Here is a 17892-nt window from a genome sequence, read left to right as displayed (position 1 = left end):
AAAAAAGTCTCGGCCAGTAACCTGAAGTTCCGTTATGGAACATGCAGATTCACCAGCCAAGACTTTAGCATTCATAGTTGCGGCCGTACGGTCAGGTTCATTTGGGACAGCCTTTACAACCTTACTTCATTAAAAAATTACGTTATCCGGATCAGGACCAATCCGTTTATTTTCATTCAATGTGTCGATCTGCGCAATATCCTCCGCGCTTAATTCGAAATCGAATACATTCGCATTGTCCCGAATACGCTGTTCAGTGACCGATTTCGGAATCGTCACGACCCCGTTTTGAATATCCCAACGCAGCACGATTTGCGCCGGCGACTTGCCGTGTTTGGCAGCAAGCTGCCCCAGTACAGGATGGTCCAGACGACCCTGCATGAGCGGACTCCAAGCCTCAAGTTGAATGTTGTGCTCGCGGGTAAATTGCAGCAGTTCTTTTTGCTGCAGTTGCGGATGATACTCGACTTGATTCACCGCTGGTACGACACCTGTATCTTCAATAACATGCTGCAAGTGATGAATTTGAAAATTGCTCACGCCAATCGCGCTTACATGGCCTTCTTTGTACAAGTGAACGAGGGCTTTCCAGGTTTCCCTGTATGTAGATGCAACAGCCCAGTGAACCAAGTACAAATCAATGGTTTCGAGGCCGAGCTTTTTGCGGCTAGTCTCGAATGCTTGAAGCGTGGATTCATAGCCTTGATCCGCATTCCAAACTTTCGTCGTAATGAACAATTCGTCGCGCGCTATTCCGCTTTCACGGATACCTTGTCCTACGCCTTCCTCGTTCCTGTATACGGCAGCCGTATCGATACTTCGATAGCCGAGATCAAGCGCAGTTTTCACTGCATGAATCACTTCTTCGCCTTCTTTGGACTTATACACGCCAAGTCCCAACCATGGCATTTTCACGCCGTTATTCAAGGTAACGCCATTCGGAATTGCTAAATTTGTTGCAATGGACACAAGATATTCCTCCTCATTTTCAATGCTCAAAATATGATGGCTTCTCGTGTGGTCACGTCTATCTATCATAACACTCAGTATTAGCTAACACAAAACAAGACTGCTGAAAGTCTCAGCAGCCTTGCGGCATAAAAAATGTCAAGCTATTGACTAGACTGTAGGTCTTGCTTTAATTGATCCTTCAAGTCCTGTGCCTGTTTAACTTGCTCCTGGAGCTGTGTTACCTGCTGTTCGACATCTTGCAAGGCAGCCTCCGTTGCTTCCTTCTGAATCTGCTGAGCAAGTTGTTGGAACTGTTCGGCGGCTTGTCCCGCTCGCTGCGCTGCATCTTTAATACCCTGCAAAGATTGCTGCTGTTGTTGATGATCTTGCTGTCCTTGCTGTCCTTGCTGCCCTTGTTGTGGCATACTCAGCCCCCCAGATGAAATTTCCATTCTTTATTAATGTTAGTTATTTCTAATTTTTTATTCTTGATGGGAATGAATCAGATCCATCTTTAATTTCCAAGCTTCCGTACTTAGGTTAACACGGTACACTTCCGGATTCAGCTTACGCAAAACCTGCGGCCAAAACATTTGCATCTGCTCCGTATGATAAGCCCGAATCTGCTCCAGCCTAGGCAGCTCGTAGACGAGCTCTCCTTCTTTATAAATAGCTTGCAGCAGCGGAATAGCTTCATAGTCGTCCATATATTTATGAATATAGGTATGGGTCGGGTCGAACAGCTTAATGCGTTCTCCGTTTACGATATCGACTTCATGATGCAGCGCCAGATAATCCGCCTCAGCCTTTCCCGTCTGTTTATTCATAATACGGTATACATCCTTGAAGCCGGGACTCGTGACTTTCTCCGGATTTCCCGATATTTTGATGACAGGCAAGAGGGCGCCGTCCTTCTCGCGTGCAACAAGCTTGTAAACCCCGCCGAGCGCGGGCTGATCGGCTGCCGTAATGAGCTGGGTGCCTACCCCCCAGATGTCGATCTTGGCATCCTGCGCTTTTAACCCCTCGATGATGTTCTCGTCCAAATCGTTCGAAGCGACGATCTTCACCTCGGGAAAGCCCGCCTCATCCAGCAACAGCCTTGCCTGCTGGGATAAATACGCGAGATCGCCGCTATCGAGGCGAATCGCGTTCATGCGCTTGCCTAAGCTCTTCAGCAGGCGAGCGGTCTTAATGGCGTTCGGCACGCCGCTCTTCAGCGTGTCGTACGTATCCACGAGCAGCGTCACCTGGTCGGGAAGCGCTTCTGCGTATTTACGGAAGGCCTCCTCTTCCGTGTCATGCCCTTGCACCCACGCGTGCGCGTGCGTTCCCTTGGCCGGGATGCCGAACAGCATGCCTGCGCGCAGGTTCGAGGTCGCATCGAAGCCTGCGATGTAGGCCGCCCGCGCGCCCCATATCGCGGCATCGGCTTCCTGGGCGCGCCGCGTGCCGAATTCCAGCAGTACATCGTTCGGTGCTACTCGCTTAACACGCGAAGCTTTGGTCGCGATGAGCGTCTGGTAGTTCAAGAAATTGAGGATCGCCGTCTCGATGAGCTGCGCCTCGAACACGCGAGCCTCCACGCGAACCAGCGGTTCATTCGGGAAGACGAGCGTGCCTTCAGCCACAGCGTGAAGATTTCCTCTGAATTGGAACTGCCGAAGTGCAGTTAGAAATTCTTCCTTGTAGTTCTCTTCCTGCGTACGCAGGTAAGCAATCTCCTCATCGCCGAAGTGGAGATTCTGGATGTACTGCACGATCCGTTCCAATCCCGCAAACACGGCATATCCGTTGCCGAATGGCAACTTGCGGAAATAGACCTCGAAAATAGCCCTCTCATTCTGCGAGCCCTGCACCCAATGCGCATACATCATATTGATCTGATATTTATCCGTATGTAAGGTTAAATTATTGTAATTCATTGTCCTTTTGCCCTCTTCCTTTCCAACAACATCAGCCCCCGGGGAGTCTTGGAAATGCTGTAATTGATCCAACAAAAATAAAACCTAAGCACTTAGCCTAGGAACGAAATAGATGAACATCTATCTGCATGATAATCGAATAGGCTCCGAAACTCATTACCCAGCTTCGTCTTCGGCTGCTCATTGACAGTCAGAATAGAGATTCGAGTAGTTGACCAGCATCGTCATAAAACCGAGCACAACGCTTAAGAAGAATTCCATCATATGCCACTGATACAGATTAGGAATCAAGATAAAGATGGCGCCTATTACAAAGCATACCCAATTCTGCCATACTTTAGAGCCGGATTTCGCTCCAGCCAGCAGCGAGCAAACGACTTGCAAGCCGCCAAGCACAACGCAGATGAGGAAGGGATTCGCTTGATCGGTAAAACCGAATACCCAAGGAGTCACGATAAACCAAACACCTATACATGCGGACAATACATTTTTGAAAACCATCGTCCACTTCACCTCCTGCACGTTAGATATTTCATTATATGCAAACGCTTCCAGAAAGGTGCTAGGTTAAAAGCCTCTAGTTCCAACAATTATTGTTGGTTGCTAGAGGCTTACATGTATGGCTATGTAAAGGCGCTATTTCTGCTCAATTTGGATGTGACCCTCATCGCCATTTTGAACTTCGGCCTTTAGAATGTCGGTAATAAACTTGATTGGTACAAAGAGGGTATCCTTTTGGATTATAGCCGCAGCTCCCAAGGAGACCGGCGCCTTTTTCGCAACTAAATACGAATCCTTACCTGCAGTTACACTAGTCCATTGCGTACCTTTGTTCAATTCAGCCGAATAAGTATCTTGATTCCATTTCACACGGTAACCAAGACCTTCCACGACTTTACGAAGAGGCACCATCGTTACGCCATCCGCGTTCGTAATCGTATCCGCAGCTTGCAAATCCAGCTTTGCCGATGCGCTCGGAGCTGGTTCCGCAGGTTTTGGGTTCACTGTCAAATTTTCCGCCAAAGGGAACCGGAATTCAGGCGATCCTGATGAGCCTGGCGCAATACTGTATTTCGGAAATACGACAACTGCCTCACCTTTTTCAACATAGAAGCTCTGTTCATCGCCAATGCCTTTAAAGTCATCCTTGAAGTAGTTCGCAGGCTGTTCATTGATCTTAGCAATCACACCGGCATTCACTGTATCTTTGAAGTCCTCGCCCAGCAAATCCGCTAAGGTGACCCGCTGTGCGTGAGCGGCATTCAACACGTTATAGGTGTCGATGCGCGGCATGCCTGTTCCGCCTGTCGCTGCGTATGTTGTTATTTCTAGAGACAGCACGCCGGCAGGATGGCCAGAGCCATCGGATTTCACGCTGTAGACTATTGTCAACTCATACGGGCGATACTCAATACCGTATTCCTTAGCTTTCGCTGCCGCTTCAGTGGCTTCTTTTTCCCAGTTGGCAAGATCCTTGTTCGCATGAGACAACAGGATGTCATTCAACTGATCCTGATACTTCGTGTCCTGCATACCTGTCAGCTGTGGAACCTTTATATTTGTTTTCAAATTCTCAGTAGAAGACGTGAGAATTTCTTCTTTGATAGAAATCGAAGCACTTTGTCCTGCTGAGATCGGCACATCTGTAATAGGAGCTTTAATGGGAACCGCCTTTACTTGTTCCGATGTCTCAGCAGAAGCACTTCCCGTCATAGGTAAAATCTCAGTGCTCATGCCAACCAGCATCGCACATCCGACTACACCAAGTTTCAACATGTTAAAAGGGGTCTTTCTCATTGCATGTTCACTCCTCATCTAGTTATCCGTAGGTTGTCTTTGCCTTACTCGATAAAATAGACGTGAGGAAGCTGGAGAAAAGTTCACGAACACTTCCTATTTACAGCTACACTTTGAAAGTATTAACGACTTGGTGAAGATCTTGAGCAATATCCGCTAGATTTTTTGCAGAAGCTGTTATCTCCTCGGTCGAGGCAAGCTGTTCTTGCGTAGCCGCTGCGACCGTCTGCGCTATTCCTGATGTTTGCTGGGCAACCGAGCCAACATTGGCCACTGTAGCCGCAACTTGTTCCGAGCTTGCCGCCATTTGTTCCGCGGCTGCCGCCGTCTCTTGAATTTTACTGGCGACTTCTTGCGATGCGCTGACGATTTGCACGAAAGCTTTCTCTGCGACGTCAACCTCTTTCAATCCATCCTGAACCTCCGTCAACCCAGTGTGCATGCTGCTAACGGCGCGCACGGAGTCCCGTTGAATATTCGTAATCAATTCAGAGATGCCTCTAACCGACTCATCCGTTTGAGAAGCCAGTTTGCGAACCTCTCCCGCGACAACGGCAAACCCTTTCCCGCTCTCCCCTGCACGCGCAGCCTCAATAGCCGCATTCAGCGCCAGCAAATTCGTTTGTGATGCAATGCTGCCGATTAGCGTTGAAATCTGCCCAATATTTTGAGAGTGCTTTTCAAGCTCTTGGATCACCTTATGCGCCGCATCTACCGAGTCGCTGACGGTCTTCATTTTCGTTACCACACGCTGCATGGAGTCTGTACCTTGTTTCGCGATCTGCGTTGCCTTAATCGATAAATCCGATACATCGGACGTTGTTTCCGCAATGCGCTGGATGCCGACGGACATCTCTTCCATAGCGCGTCCGCATTCCATTGAGCTCTGTGCCTGCGTATCCGCGCCAGTTGCGAAATCTTGAACGGCTTCCGCGACATGGTTAGAGGCCGATGCGTTTTGCTCCGAGCTGGCGAACAACTGCTGCGATGAAGCGGCAACGCTATTCGAAGCTTGCAGCATTTGATCGACCGATTCGCGCAAATGTGTAACCATGCGGTTCACGGACTGAATCATCGTTCCGATCTCATCCTTATTCTTCGCTTGAATCAGCTCACCTGTCAAATCGCCATCCGCAATCCGATTTAAAGCCTCCGAAGCCTTGCGAACGGGAACCGAAATATTTTTCACCAACACGACGCAAACAATCACCATGAAAATCGTGATCAGACTAAGAACAATGACGGATTCTCTCACGCTCTTGTTGTACAAGCTCACGCTTTCCTGATTCGCCAAGCTGGCGCCTTCTTGATTGAATTTAACCATAACCACCAACTTCTGCTGAAGCTTGCCGAAAGCGCCCGCCATTTGTGCTAAATTCTCTTGGGCTTCCTTCGCTTTACTTGGGTCGGTTCCCAGCTGTTTGCTTTTTTCAAAATATTGCTGAAAATCTTGCCAATTTTTCAGCAGCTCGCCATAATTTTTCTCATCTTCACTGCCGGAAATGGATTGCTTATATTTTTCTAACAATTTATTGATATCCGTAATAGTATTCGCTAAGTCCTGATCTAACGGTGCATGCTTTTTCACATCGGGCTCCAACAGCTTTTTATAATAATTCGTTAGAAGGTGCTCCGAATGAAAATGAACCTCTTCAATGACTTCGATACCCATTAGCCAGTTGTTAGCCAGTTCCTTCGTATTCTCTTTCAAGATAGACATCCGGCTCATATCCGTCCAGCTTAGCCACCCCATCAATACGAAAATAATCGCAAATACAAGTATTAATTTATTACGAACCGTAAGTCGCATGCATTGTTCCCCCTAAAATGTGTATGAATGATCGAACTCTGTCGTATACTCAGATCATCTATTGGATTCATATTAATTGAAATCTTTTAGGTTTTTTCCAATATATTCGTTATAAAATTATGAGTTTCGCTAACACTTTTATCTTACCGGAGGCTTCCCATGACATCATCGCTCCGCTTTAAATTGATCGCTATCCTTCTGCTGGTTACTTCCATATCCCTTGCTTTAGTTGGCACTGCGAATTATATGCTGTCCAAAAACAAGCTAATTGTTCAGATGGAAGACCAGTCCATATCCTCTGTCAAAAATTCCGCTCAAAATTTGCACGATTTCTTGTCCATCCGGTTCGCACAGGTCAAACTGATCACCCATTTGGACGGCATGAAAAAGAGAACAACGATTTCCGCACAGCTTCAATATTTAACACAGGCGCTGAAAAATGGCGGAGATCAGTTTTATACCCTGGGCGTCAGCGATCTTTCAGGCCACATGGTGTTCGCCAACGGCAATTCACTTGAAGTGTCCGATAAACGTCAGTTTCAAGAAGCGCTGCACGGAAAATCGTTTATTTCCGATCCTTACGTAGATCCTATTTACGGCACATATATTATTTCCCTCACTGTACCCGTCTTCAATGAGAATAACGAAGTGATGAGTATCGTTGATGTTGCTCTGGACGCGGATCAAACGTTTCACCAGCACCTCCACCCGCCTTCCGAATTCAACAAAACCATGATCATAAACAATGACGGCCTGATCTTGTATCACTCAGATCCCTCGAAAATTTTATTAATGAATATCTACACGAAATTTCCGGAACTAGGCCCTGTTTTCGATGAAGCGAAATCCAAAGAAAACGGCTTTATTGATGTCACCACCGACGGCCAGAGAGTCCGCATGTTCTATGCCCGCATCCCGGATATGGACTGGTTCCTGGCATATTCCATGCCGATCGCCGCCTTCGAAGCCCCTACGAGTCCTTTGCTATGGTGGACGATTGGTTTGCTCGTACTCACAGAGCTTGTTCTTTGCATGTTCATTTACTGGACCATAGCGCGGGTGGTCATCCATCCGGTCAGTCGCATACTTCGGGTGACGGAAGCTGTTGCTGACGGAGATTTCTATATGCTGCCTATCGACATTAAAAGCAAAGACGAGCTCGGCTCGCTTGCGGTATCTGTGAATGGCATGATCGAGAATTTACGGGAATTGTTCGAACCGTTCGAAGCTTTCATACACGACAACCAGTACGCAATGATCGTTACTGATCCGACACTAACTGTGACTCACATGAATGAGTATGCTGAAGAAATGCTCGGCTATTCAAACACGGAGATCGCCAAGAAAGCAACACCGCTGCTTTGGCTGGACACCGAGCAATTGAAATCCAGAATGGCGCAGGCCTGTATAGAGAATCAAGAATACGCACCTGAAGATTTCACTGCGAAAGTTATTAAATCGCTTCAGCACTTTAAGGAGGATACGGACTGGACCTGGTACCACAAAGCGGGTCGCCGAATCTATGTGAAATCCAATATCAGCATCATCACGCACCCGAATGGAAGCCTTAAGGGTTATGTATTCATTGCCCGCGATATTAGCGACATCAAAGAAAGCGAGGAAACGAAGGAGCGCATGCTGGCTATTGTCGAAAGCGCTCATGACTCTATACTTAGTTTCGATAAAGACGGGTATATTTTTTATATTAATCAAGAGGCCAGACGTATTATCGGGATCGATAATATGAAGTTTGAGCCTACGCATTTCAGTAATTTTGTTGATATTCCGAGCGGTACAGAATTCGACGAAGGGTTAGTCATCGCTGCCGAGCAAGGATACTGGGAGTTCGAGGGCGAAATTACGACCAAAAATAACAGGCAAATTTACACATTAATGACCATTGTTCCACATCGCAGTGCTGATAATGATGATTGCTATTACTCTGTCATTGCCAGAGATATAACGGAGGAAGTAAGGGCAAAAGAAGGGCTGATTCGAGCTAAACAGGAAGCTGATGAGGCCAATCTGGCGAAAAGCATTTTCCTCGCACGGATGAGCCATGAAATCAGGACCCCGCTTAATGGAATTATCGGATTATCCTATTTGATGGAACGGACCGAGATGTCTCTCTTGCAGCAAGATTATATAGCTAAAATATCAAAGTCATCGATTTCGCTCTCCGAAATCATTAATGACATCCTGGATTTCTCCAAGCTGGAGGCGGATCGAGTTACGATTGAGCAAATTGCGTTCCAACTGGATGACACGATCGATCATGTGTGTGAAACACTCAGCGTGCTCCTTGGCCATAAGCCAATTGATTTCATCTGTGACATCTCTAGCGGCTTGTCGCTTGGACTCATTGGGGACCCGCTCCGGATTTACCAAGTTCTGCTTAATCTAACGAGCAATGCGATTAAATTTACCGAGCAAGGAACGATTATTTTACAAGTTGAAATCGAACATGCGGAAGAAACGGAAGTCAGGCTTGCCTTCACCATTACAGACACCGGTGTAGGGATGAACGAGGAAGAAATCGCAAAGCTGTTCATGCCGTTCGTTCAAGCGGATGGCTCAACAAGCCGGAAATACGGCGGTACAGGGCTTGGCCTTGTCATTACCAAGAGCCTTGTGGAGAACATGGGAGGCACGATTCAAGTGTGGAGCACGCCGAGAATCGGCAGCGCCTTCCGCGTCTCCCTCCCGTTTGCATTGTCCTCTGCGAAAATGAAAACGCACACCCTATTGCCTGTTCGGGCGCTAGTCGTGGAAGACCATCCGCAGTTGATGAATGCGCTTGTCAGCACGATGCAGCGGATGTGCGAGGAAGCCGTAGGCGTAAACTCGTGGAAAGAAGCACGGAGTAGAGCGGAAGAAACAGGGAAGCCGTCGCTGATGCTGCTCGATATGGAAGCTGCCGATATGTATGACGAAGAGGTATTGCTCGACATGCTGCGCCTTTGTGCCGCCAATGACATACGAACAGCTGTCTACACGACTTTAGAAGGCAGGGACGAGCTGGAAAAATTGCCGAAAGATGCAGCTCCGGATGCGGTTCTGGTCAAGCCGATCTCCCGCGGAGTCCTGCACCGTACATTGCAAGAGCTTATCCCGCTTGCGGAATCGACGCTGCAAGCCCCTTCGCAAGGAGTAGCTCCAGTCATTATGGACGTAAAGGTACATCGAATTTTACTTGTTGAAGATAACGGAATTAACCAAACAGTTGCCCGTTCGCTACTGGAGACCAGGGGCTTTCTTGTTGACGTCGCAGATAACGGTTTTGAAGCCTTAAAGCTTATTAAACACGAATCGTATGATGTGATCTTAATGGACATTCATATGCCCGTACTCGATGGGATCGAGACAACCAAACGCATTCGTCACATGTCTGCGATGCCCCATGTTCCGATTATTGCTGTTACGGCTGACTCTACCTTGGAACAGAGGAAAGCCTGCTTGCAAGCCGGCATGAACGACACGATATCCAAGCCCATTATGCCGGAACAATTATTTGAAGTCGTTGACTATTATGTAAACAAAGAGGAGACTTTCATCAGACAAGCATTGGATGTGGAGCAAGCTTTAGTCCGTTTTGGGGGCAAATCGCATCTCTATGATCAAATGCTTGGCAAATTCCGTGTTCAATATCAGGATGCCGCTGCACAGTTGAAAAATTACATGCAAATGCGCGACTTCGAGGAAGCCGTACGATTCCTCCATACTTTGCGCGGGGCCTCCAGCAACCTGTCCGCCAATCGGCTTTTCGAGCTGGCCACAGACCTTCAGGACGCGCTTGATGAAGCAATGGACATGACGCCTGAACCTGACTCCGACACCCTCACGAACTTAATGAAAGCGAAGCTGCAGCACTTAGAAGATGCGTTAGAGGAAGTATTTCGCATCATTGAAAAACGGCTCATCGATTGAAAAATAAGCTGTTTTATGTCACTATTAGCTTATGCCAACATCAAGCATGCAATTTATACGTATAGGTGGTTAAAGCATGACAACAGCAGCTCCATTCCGAATTTTGTTATATTATAAATTTGTTACCGTTCACGACCATGAGGCATTAGCCAAGGAGCATTTGGCTTTCTGCAAAAAGCTCGGCGTGAAGGGCCGCATTCTCATTGCGCCAGAAGGCATTAATGGAACCCTTTCCGGCACCGTGGAACAAACCGAAGCTTACATGGCCATGATGCGCCAGATGCCCCTTTTCAAGGATATGGTTTACAAAATAGACGATAGCGACAAGCATGCGTTCCATAAAATCTTTGTCCGTCCCAAAAAAGAGCTCGTTACCTTCCGTCTCGAAGAAGATGTGAATCCGAACGAACTGACGGGCACGCATCTGAAGCCCAAAGATTTTTACGAGAAGCTCCAGCAGGAAGATGTCATCGTGCTCGATGGCCGCAACCATTATGAATATGATATTGGACATTTCCGCGGCGCGATTCGCCCTGAGGTGGAGACGACCAAAGAATTTCCGGAGTGGATTCGGAATAACCTGCAAGAATTCAAGGACAAGCCGATTCTGACGTATTGTACCGGCGGCATTCGCTGCGAGAAGCTTTCCGGCTTCCTGATCAATGAAGGCTTCAAGGAAGTGTACCAGCTTGACGGAGGCATTGTTACCTACGGCAAGGATGAAGACGTGAAAGGGCGCTTGTTCGACGGCAAATGCTACGTCTTCGACGAGCGTATTTCCGTTCCGATTAACCGCACAGACGAAGATATTGTCGTGGGCAAATGCTATCACTGCGGCAAGCCGGAAGACCGCTATATCAACTGTGCGAATGATGCTTGCCACTTGAAGCATATCGCTTGCGAAGCATGCGAGGAGGAGCACAATAGCTTCTGCTCCCAAGAATGCGAAGAGAAAACCATGAGTCAACTTGAGGCTTAATGGGGAAAAGCACTTTTCCCTGTTTACTTGGCGGAACTGCGATACCTTATTAAGGCCCCTTTGGTCTTTCCAACAGGAGCGAGGGATCGTGGTTCCTCTATTTCTGTAGGAAAGAGCCGGAAGTGGCCTTTTCTGCAGAAATAAGATACTCACGTTCCGCGAAATCGATTTGCAAACGTTCACATCAAGGAATAAGACACTCAGGTTCCCTCAAGTCTTTTTGACTTAAGGGAACCTTTTTGTGTTGTTCGCTTATCGATGGTTGCGATGCGAGTGTTAAGCCAAATTTTCTAAAATCCGGTCCGCCAGCGGATATACGAGCTCTTCTTCTAGGGTAATGTGCTTGAGAAGGATTAAACAAGCGGTCACAAGCTCAGAAATCATGAGCTGCATATATGCCAAATCTATCGGCACTTTCATGAGATTGACGCCATCGACATACGATTGCACGACCCTTTTGGCCAAATCATGATCCTGTTCCAGCACGAGCAGCGACCTTGTAATGGAAAGCGCTGTCGTCGGATGAAGATAAGTGTGCAGCAGTGGAAACAGCTCCCGCTCTTCCCATTCCGAATGCTGCTCTAATTCCTCAACCAGTGAAAGAATTTGATCCTGCATCTCAATGAGCTTGCACATCCCTATTGAGCAATCTTCAAGGGAGTACATGGAGGCTGCCATCGTCCGAATGTCTTTCAGCTGATTCCGCATCTGCAGATGCTCTTCCTTCCATCGCTCCACCATCGCCGGGAAGTGAGTCCCATGTGCAGCGTACTCCCTATTCGTTTGAAAGCTCAAACGGTATTCCATCGGGCTTCCTCCTTCATAAATGGGCTGACTGACGCAACAGTATCATTGTATGCGGCAGAGGTTTGCTTACATGCGAAGGAAATTGGCGAGTGGCACTCCGCGAGTACGGCTATTTGTTAATTGAAACAGTTTCACAAGCAGTAATGATTGCTGCGAGGATAGACATGTAGCGACCGTTGAACTAACGGGCAGTTTAACGTAATGCTCAGCAAGAATAAGTGACTGCCTTTACCTGACTTCCTCTATTCTCTATAAAGTTGCAGCACCTCTTCAATTTAAAATCGAAGAGGTGCTGTGTTTTTTACTTAACAACAATAACTGGACATTGGACTCGCTTTACTACTTTATGACTGACACTACCCATATCAAATTTTTGGAACGTACCTTCGAAATGAGTAGTATGAACAAAAAATTCACTTTACAAAAAAACCGTCCGTACGGTATAGTAAACATATAATAAAACCGTCTGAACGGTATAGTTAAGACTAGGGAGAAAGCAAGGAATATTTGTATAATTCCCAATTTAATAAGAAATTCTAAAGATAGCTCAGTTAAGGAGGAACTCGTTATGAATTCATTTTTAATACTTGCAGCTTCAATTGCAGCTGAAGTGTTTGGAAGCTCTATGATGAAATTATCAAATGGTTTCAGGAAGGTATACCCAAGTATTGGAATGATTGTGGGTATGGGGTTAGCAATGTTTGGACTGTCTCTTGCTCTAAAAACGATTCCATTAGGAACGGCTTATGCAATATGGTCTGGGGCAGGAACTGCCCTTACTGCCCTTGTAGGTATTGTAATATTCAAAGATAAAATAAACTTTCAAAAAGTCTCCGGAATTGTACTTATTATTGTTGGCGTTATTGTAATGAAACTTGCTAGCTGAATACTTATGAGGGGAGGAATTAAAATGAAAAAAGGATACTTGTTGTTGAGTGTAGCGATATTATTCGAAGTCTTCGGGACCTCGATGTTAAAGGTTTCTAAAGGATTTACTGTTTTGGCACCCACGATTGGTGTAGTTTTTGGAATGGGGGCAGCTTTTTTCTTTTTGTCCTTAAGCTTGCGCAATTTGCCCCTAAGTTTAGCTTACGCGATTTGGGCTGGAGTAGGGACTGCTTTAACCGCCCTTATAGGGGTGTTGATTTGGGGTGAGGCTTTTAGTATTGTAACAGTTCTCGGTCTTATATTTATTATTGGTGGGGTTGTTTTGTTGAATTTCTCGAAAACTTCAGCCAAGGCAACATCCCCTTCCAATTAAATGATTTGTTGAGAAAGGAATGTGCAAATGAGAAGTAACTCAAAACGGAAAGAGTTAATTGCTGCGGCATCCTTTATAGTAGAGCATGATGGAATGGAAAAGTTCACGTTAGAAGCAGTTGCTAAAAAGGCAGGAGTTAGTAAGGGAGGACTGCTTCATCATTTTAAAAATAAGGAAAGTCTTATTAAGTCGATGGTCGATGAATACTCTGACTCATTTCTTAATGATGTTCGAAAAAGAGTAAGTGAAACTCCTGAGTCTATTGGGAAATGGCATCGTGCTTATTTGGATTCAACAGTAAGAGATACTGAAACTGTAAACCGACTTGTCACAGCGTATGTGGCATCCTTATATACTGACCCAATATTTCTGGATAAATTAAGAAATGATTATCAGGAATTGCATAATGAGATGGAAAAAGACGGGCTAGATGCAGTCGATAGCACAATTATACGGTTAGCGATTGAAGGTTTATGGTATTCGGAGATATATAACGTCGGAAAACTCGAAGAAAAAATAAAAAGAAACGTAGTTGCTAGAATAACAAAAATGATAGATTCTTCCATAAGCAATAATTAAGTAGAGAGGTGTCTGATTAAATGATATACATCATTTTGATTGCGGTATGTATGGTAGGTGGGATTATATACTTTTTCATTGCAGGAAGAAATGTACTTAGAGATGACTCTTACCAACACGACCTAATACTTCAGAATTTACAGAAAAAAGCGCTTGAATATAGGGATAAAAATCATCATTGAGTCATTTATTATTTTTGTCAAACGTTCTTGACCTCTGGCTTACCTAAAAACTTTATACAGATGCCTGTAGAATTAGTTAGTACAATTCATTTCTCGACCGAACATATTTAACGATTGAACTAACGGATAACGATAGTTGAATGACAGAAATAAGCAGGCCAAGACTGTATTGTTCCAGTTATGGCCTGCTTTTTGTGATATTCCCACAAGAATACATTGATTACATGTAAACAATGTGCAAGGCTTTATATTTCAAGGGATTTTGCCGCGCTCGTTTAGATATTTAACGAAAACATACGCTAATACATTTATTAGAGCAGGAATTTGGACTCTAAGAACACCTTGAAATACGAAGAAACACCGTTCATGTATATAACCTGTTTTCGAACTCTCGCTCTCCAGGTCGTGGCCTTGATCGCGTTGCGTCAGGATGCCGAAGCTTGTGGGCGCGCAAAACAGATATTTGCTGGTCCGCCATCGCCAAGTGGTAGGCGTCTCGTACTAAAGTGAAGCGAGTACACTTTTGATGATCGCCTTTACGAAATGGTCGTCGATCGGTTCGCGTGAGAACCAGCGGCGGTAGAAGAGTGGCCCCATCAGGGCTGCGACGATCGTTGACACGTCGGCGTGTGCCGACAGCTCGCCCCTACCTACCGCGCGCTGCAGGACCTCTCGCAGGGGGGCGGCGTGTCCGCGCTGAATCCGACTGTGGATTTCCGCGAACTCTGGATTGCGCTCGGCGGTGTCGACGATTGACGGCAGGACGAAGGACCAATTCGCCGTCGGTAGCAGGTGCGCGATTTCCACCAGGATAGCCGTGACGTCACCTTCGAGTGAGCCGGTGTCGGGCGTTTCCTGCTCGGCAATCATCCGTGAACAGGCGTCGATCACCAGTGCTTCCCGCGTCGGCCAGTGGCGGTAAATGGTCGTCTTCGCGACCCCAGAACGACGCGCCACCTCGTCGACGGTAAAGCTAGCTACACCGCCTTCGCTGAGCAGTTCAAACGCAGTGGTCAGGACGGTATGTCGTGAACGCTCGACGCGTCTATTCAAATTGGCCGACGGCACACGTTCAGATTTTTTAGACGTAGTCACCATCTTCCCTCCAACATAAAAGTACTTAAACTGGGATTCGTTGCCTTAAAATAAAAAGTCCTTTACATTATACCATGGGAGCATCCTTGGCGCCGGGGATTTCGGATTGCCATTACAGCACTCCTTGTTTGTGCTTCAGTGAGGCAACGAAGCATTTTCGAGCACCATTTTTGTTAGTCATACAGTCACTTGTATTTTCCAGGCCAATATGCTACGATACGATACGGTATCGTAGCATAAAATTCTATTATTGAAAGGATGATGTCTCGTGAATTTCGCTTCTGTACGCATCATTACTGACAACTTGGAACGACTCGTCGTGTTCTATGAGAAAGTCACATGTGTTTCGGCGAAGCGCCCAGCGCCTGTTTTCGCTGAGTTCGTTCTGCCATCGTGTACCCTGGCGATCGGCCACTCCCAGACGGTGCAACTGTTCGGCGCTGGTTCTGCGCGCGCGGCCGACAACCACACCGTCATCATCGAGTTTCGCGTCCACGACGTCGATGCCGAGTACACGCGCTTGAAGCCGCTTGTCGACGAGTGGGTACAGGAACCGACTACGATGCCATGGGGGAACCGCTCTGCACTGTTTCGCGACCCCGACGGCAACCTTGTCAACCTCTTCGCGCCGGTTACCGAGGAGGCGCTCGAGCGGTTCAGCGGCAGGCCTTGACGGACAGCGTTCCTACGCTAAGCGTACTAATGGAGTTCGCGACTGAAACTCTCCTGCCCACCTCGGGGCGTGTCAATGTTGATAGTATCCTCGGGTCGGGAGCTGGCGGTTGCAGAAGCTCTCGGGAACGATAGTGAAAAGAGAACTGCATCATAAACGACGAAGGAGCTGCAACGTAGCTCCTTTTAACATCTTCATAAAAAATAGGTTTTTATACATATGTACTTGCCTAGCATTAAGCTAACTGGCAGATTTGATTAACGAATATGATAGCTACATTACGACCAGGTTGACGGCACTTACGAGTCGTTTAACAACTGTATCTCGGTTAGCCATGAGCACTCGTAGCTCCACAAGTCGCGAATCCAGCGGTCAAGGGAACTAAAACCATCTTCCTTATTGCTGAACTCTAAAGGATTACCGAGAGCGACCCTGCGGAAGTTAACAGCTCTAGCAACATGAGCTTCCTGAGCAATGTCTACACCCACAACAATATGGTTTACGGTAATGTTTTCAATGAGTTGATTTTGCTTATCTTGTGACCATCTACAGGAATCTAACGGGAACTATAGTCAAATCTGAAACGTTTTGGGAGGATTCAATGTATATTCGAGTATTGGATGAGTCAGATGCTAGCATATATCAAGAATTACGTTTAAGTGCGTTGAAAAACAATCCAGAGGCTTTTGGTTCTACTCATGAGAGAGAAGTACAATTCTCTTTGGAAACTGTAGCAGAGCGAATTAAACCTAGCAAGGACAAGTATGTTCTTGGGCTTTTGATGATCGTGGTTCTCTAGTTGGAGTCGTGACATTTGTACGAGAAGTAGATGTAAAAACTGCTCATAAAGGAAATGTTTTTGGGATGTATGTTGCACCATATAATAGAGGGAAAGGTTTGGGGAAATCATTAATGCTTGAGCTGATTAGCAAAGCAAAGGTTTGCGATGGGTTAGAGCAAATAAACTTAACAGTAGTGTCTGTAAACAGCTTTGCAAAGCAGCTTTACAAGTCATTAGGATTCGAACTTTACGGCGTGGAACATAACGCATTAAAGAACAACGGGCAGTATTTTGATGAAGATTTAATGGTTCTGAATGTATTGTACTAACGGGTACCTTACTAAGATCTAAAATCTAAGCGAGGGATTTACACTTTATTCCGATCAATATCAAGAAAACTATCTAGGTTATTTTGAACTTACAACTGAGACAGGTCTAAAAAACCTATTGGCTGTAGAATCTATAATTAAAGAAATTGTAATTGAAGATAGTATTAAAAATGAGATGTAAGGCTTTATCAAGTAGTATCTACGTCACATAACACCATATTCAGGCATTTAGATTGGCAAGGTCCATTAGGCTAACGAGGAACGAGTTGAAAAGAGGTCTATACAAAATGGGGCGGTGTTATTGTTAGCTGAATTCGCTATTAATCCTGACTTTGAAAAAAGAGATCGCTTGGGCTACGTCCTCTTCCTTACATTCCATTTCCAATAATTAATTAAAAAGGAATCCGATCTTAATCTAAGAACTAAGAAAAAACTTTACTCTCTTTGGACACCTACGTTTCAGAAGTTCTTGCACCGCATGCTCGCCTCCGCTGAAATTTGACGATGCTGCGTACTGACCACCGCCACCTTCGTACCCACTTTCATCGAGGTGAAAGCCATCCGCCATCTGCGCTTGCTGCCCGATATGCGCATTTGTCTCGTTGATCTCCATCAAACATGCGCCACCCCCTAATCACATTTAATGTTAACTTATATAACATTGTTTAAACGACAATTTATGATTAATTCCATCAACACTCCGCATAACCCACCGAAAATTATACTATTTTTGTGATACAGCCCAAAAAACAATTCACCCCAGCACAATAATCACGTCAATTATATTGACATAATT

General features: G+C 46.0%; 17 protein-coding genes and 2 pseudogenes. 8 read left to right on the top strand and 11 right to left on the bottom strand.

Features of this window, described 5'->3' with window-relative positions:
- Positions 1–129: 129 nt before the first annotated feature.
- From ABRS97_RS03305 to ABRS97_RS03280, 6 genes are all read right to left on the bottom strand, one after another.
- The gene (locus tag ABRS97_RS03305; RefSeq protein WP_367811925.1) at positions 130–909 is read right to left on the bottom strand and encodes an aldo/keto reductase; all 780 of its coding nucleotides are present in this window, start codon (positions 907–909) and stop codon (positions 130–132) included.
- Positions 910–1112: 203 nt separating this feature from the next.
- Positions 1113–1376: a hypothetical protein gene (locus tag ABRS97_RS03300; protein ID WP_367811478.1), complete on the bottom strand. Its 264-nt coding sequence runs from the start codon at positions 1374–1376 to the stop codon at positions 1113–1115.
- 57 nt (positions 1377–1433) lie between these two features.
- Positions 1434–2876, bottom strand: coding sequence for a nicotinate phosphoribosyltransferase (locus ABRS97_RS03295; RefSeq protein ID WP_367811477.1), 1443 nt, complete (start codon positions 2874–2876; stop codon positions 1434–1436).
- 180 nt (positions 2877–3056) lie between these two features.
- Complete coding sequence (locus ABRS97_RS03290) at positions 3057–3377, bottom strand: SPW repeat protein (protein ID WP_367811476.1); 321 nt, start codon at positions 3375–3377, stop codon at positions 3057–3059.
- 135 nt (positions 3378–3512) lie between these two features.
- Positions 3513–4673 (bottom strand): stalk domain-containing protein, encoded by a 1161-nt coding sequence (locus tag ABRS97_RS03285; protein ID WP_367811475.1) that lies wholly within the window; start codon positions 4671–4673, stop codon positions 3513–3515.
- Positions 4674–4779: 106 nt separating this feature from the next.
- The gene (locus tag ABRS97_RS03280; RefSeq protein ID WP_367811474.1) at positions 4780–6483 is read right to left on the bottom strand and encodes a methyl-accepting chemotaxis protein; all 1704 of its coding nucleotides are present in this window, start codon (positions 6481–6483) and stop codon (positions 4780–4782) included.
- 159 nt (positions 6484–6642) lie between these two features.
- Here ABRS97_RS03280 and ABRS97_RS03275 point away from each other — a divergent pair, with 159 nt between their 5' ends.
- Complete coding sequence (locus tag ABRS97_RS03275) at positions 6643–10410, top strand: response regulator (protein WP_367811473.1); 3768 nt, start codon at positions 6643–6645, stop codon at positions 10408–10410.
- Positions 10411–10486: 76 nt separating this feature from the next.
- Complete coding sequence (gene trhO / locus ABRS97_RS03270; RefSeq protein WP_367811472.1) at positions 10487–11389, top strand: oxygen-dependent tRNA uridine(34) hydroxylase TrhO; 903 nt, start codon at positions 10487–10489, stop codon at positions 11387–11389.
- 276 nt (positions 11390–11665) lie between these two features.
- Here trhO and ABRS97_RS03265 read toward each other — a convergent pair whose 3' ends face one another.
- Positions 11666–12196: a hemerythrin domain-containing protein gene (locus ABRS97_RS03265; RefSeq protein ID WP_367811471.1), complete on the bottom strand. Its 531-nt coding sequence runs from the start codon at positions 12194–12196 to the stop codon at positions 11666–11668.
- A 301-nt stretch (positions 12197–12497) separates the two neighbouring features.
- A pseudogene (locus tag ABRS97_RS03260) lies at positions 12498–12578 on the bottom strand (universal stress protein); the annotation flags it as partial.
- 186 nt (positions 12579–12764) lie between these two features.
- Between ABRS97_RS03260 and ABRS97_RS03255 the strand changes: the two are divergent.
- Genes ABRS97_RS03255 through ABRS97_RS03245 form a run of 3 tightly spaced genes read left to right on the top strand, consistent with a single transcriptional unit; the run spans position 12765 to position 14036 of the window.
- Entirely contained in the window at positions 12765–13082 is a 318-nt protein-coding gene (locus ABRS97_RS03255; RefSeq protein WP_367811470.1) for a DMT family transporter, read from the top strand.
- A 24-nt stretch (positions 13083–13106) separates the two neighbouring features.
- Positions 13107–13457: a DMT family transporter gene (locus tag ABRS97_RS03250; RefSeq protein WP_367811469.1), complete on the top strand. Its 351-nt coding sequence runs from the start codon at positions 13107–13109 to the stop codon at positions 13455–13457.
- Positions 13458–13484: 27 nt separating this feature from the next.
- Complete coding sequence (locus ABRS97_RS03245; protein WP_367811468.1) at positions 13485–14036, top strand: TetR/AcrR family transcriptional regulator; 552 nt, start codon at positions 13485–13487, stop codon at positions 14034–14036.
- Positions 14037–14719: 683 nt separating this feature from the next.
- Here ABRS97_RS03245 and ABRS97_RS03240 read toward each other — a convergent pair.
- The gene (locus tag ABRS97_RS03240) at positions 14720–15316 is read right to left on the bottom strand and encodes a TetR/AcrR family transcriptional regulator (RefSeq protein WP_367811467.1); all 597 of its coding nucleotides are present in this window, start codon (positions 15314–15316) and stop codon (positions 14720–14722) included.
- Between the two features lie 265 nt (positions 15317–15581).
- Between ABRS97_RS03240 and ABRS97_RS03235 the strand changes: the two genes are divergently transcribed.
- The gene (locus tag ABRS97_RS03235) at positions 15582–15986 is read left to right on the top strand and encodes a VOC family protein (RefSeq protein WP_367811466.1); all 405 of its coding nucleotides are present in this window, start codon (positions 15582–15584) and stop codon (positions 15984–15986) included.
- A gap of 353 nt (positions 15987–16339) precedes the next feature.
- Here the strand turns inward: ABRS97_RS03235 and ABRS97_RS03230 are convergent.
- Positions 16340–16504: pseudogene (locus ABRS97_RS03230) on the bottom strand (IS110 family RNA-guided transposase); the annotation flags it as partial.
- An 83-nt stretch (positions 16505–16587) separates the two neighbouring features.
- On the opposite strand from ABRS97_RS03230, the gene ABRS97_RS03225 reads away from it, so the two are divergent.
- Both ABRS97_RS03225 and ABRS97_RS03220 read left to right on the top strand, forming a co-directional pair.
- Positions 16588–16785 carry a hypothetical protein gene (locus ABRS97_RS03225; protein ID WP_367811465.1) on the top strand — a complete coding sequence of 66 codons (198 nt, stop codon included), beginning with the start codon at positions 16588–16590 and terminating at the stop codon, positions 16783–16785.
- An 8-nt stretch (positions 16786–16793) separates the two neighbouring features.
- Positions 16794–17096 (top strand): GNAT family N-acetyltransferase, encoded by a 303-nt coding sequence (locus tag ABRS97_RS03220; protein ID WP_367811464.1) that lies wholly within the window; start codon positions 16794–16796, stop codon positions 17094–17096.
- 415 nt (positions 17097–17511) lie between these two features.
- On the opposite strand, the gene ABRS97_RS03215 is transcribed toward ABRS97_RS03220, so the two are convergent.
- Positions 17512–17709 (bottom strand): hypothetical protein, encoded by a 198-nt coding sequence (locus tag ABRS97_RS03215; RefSeq protein WP_367811463.1) that lies wholly within the window; start codon positions 17707–17709, stop codon positions 17512–17514.
- Positions 17710–17892 lie beyond the last annotated feature (183 nt).

This window comes from Paenibacillus tabacirhizosphaerae (assembly GCF_040812395.1).
GTDB lineage: Bacteria > Bacillota > Bacilli > Paenibacillales > NBRC-103111 > Paenibacillus_E.
Note: the sequence above shows the minus strand (reverse complement) of the source record. Positions and strands in the feature narration are given on the sequence as shown.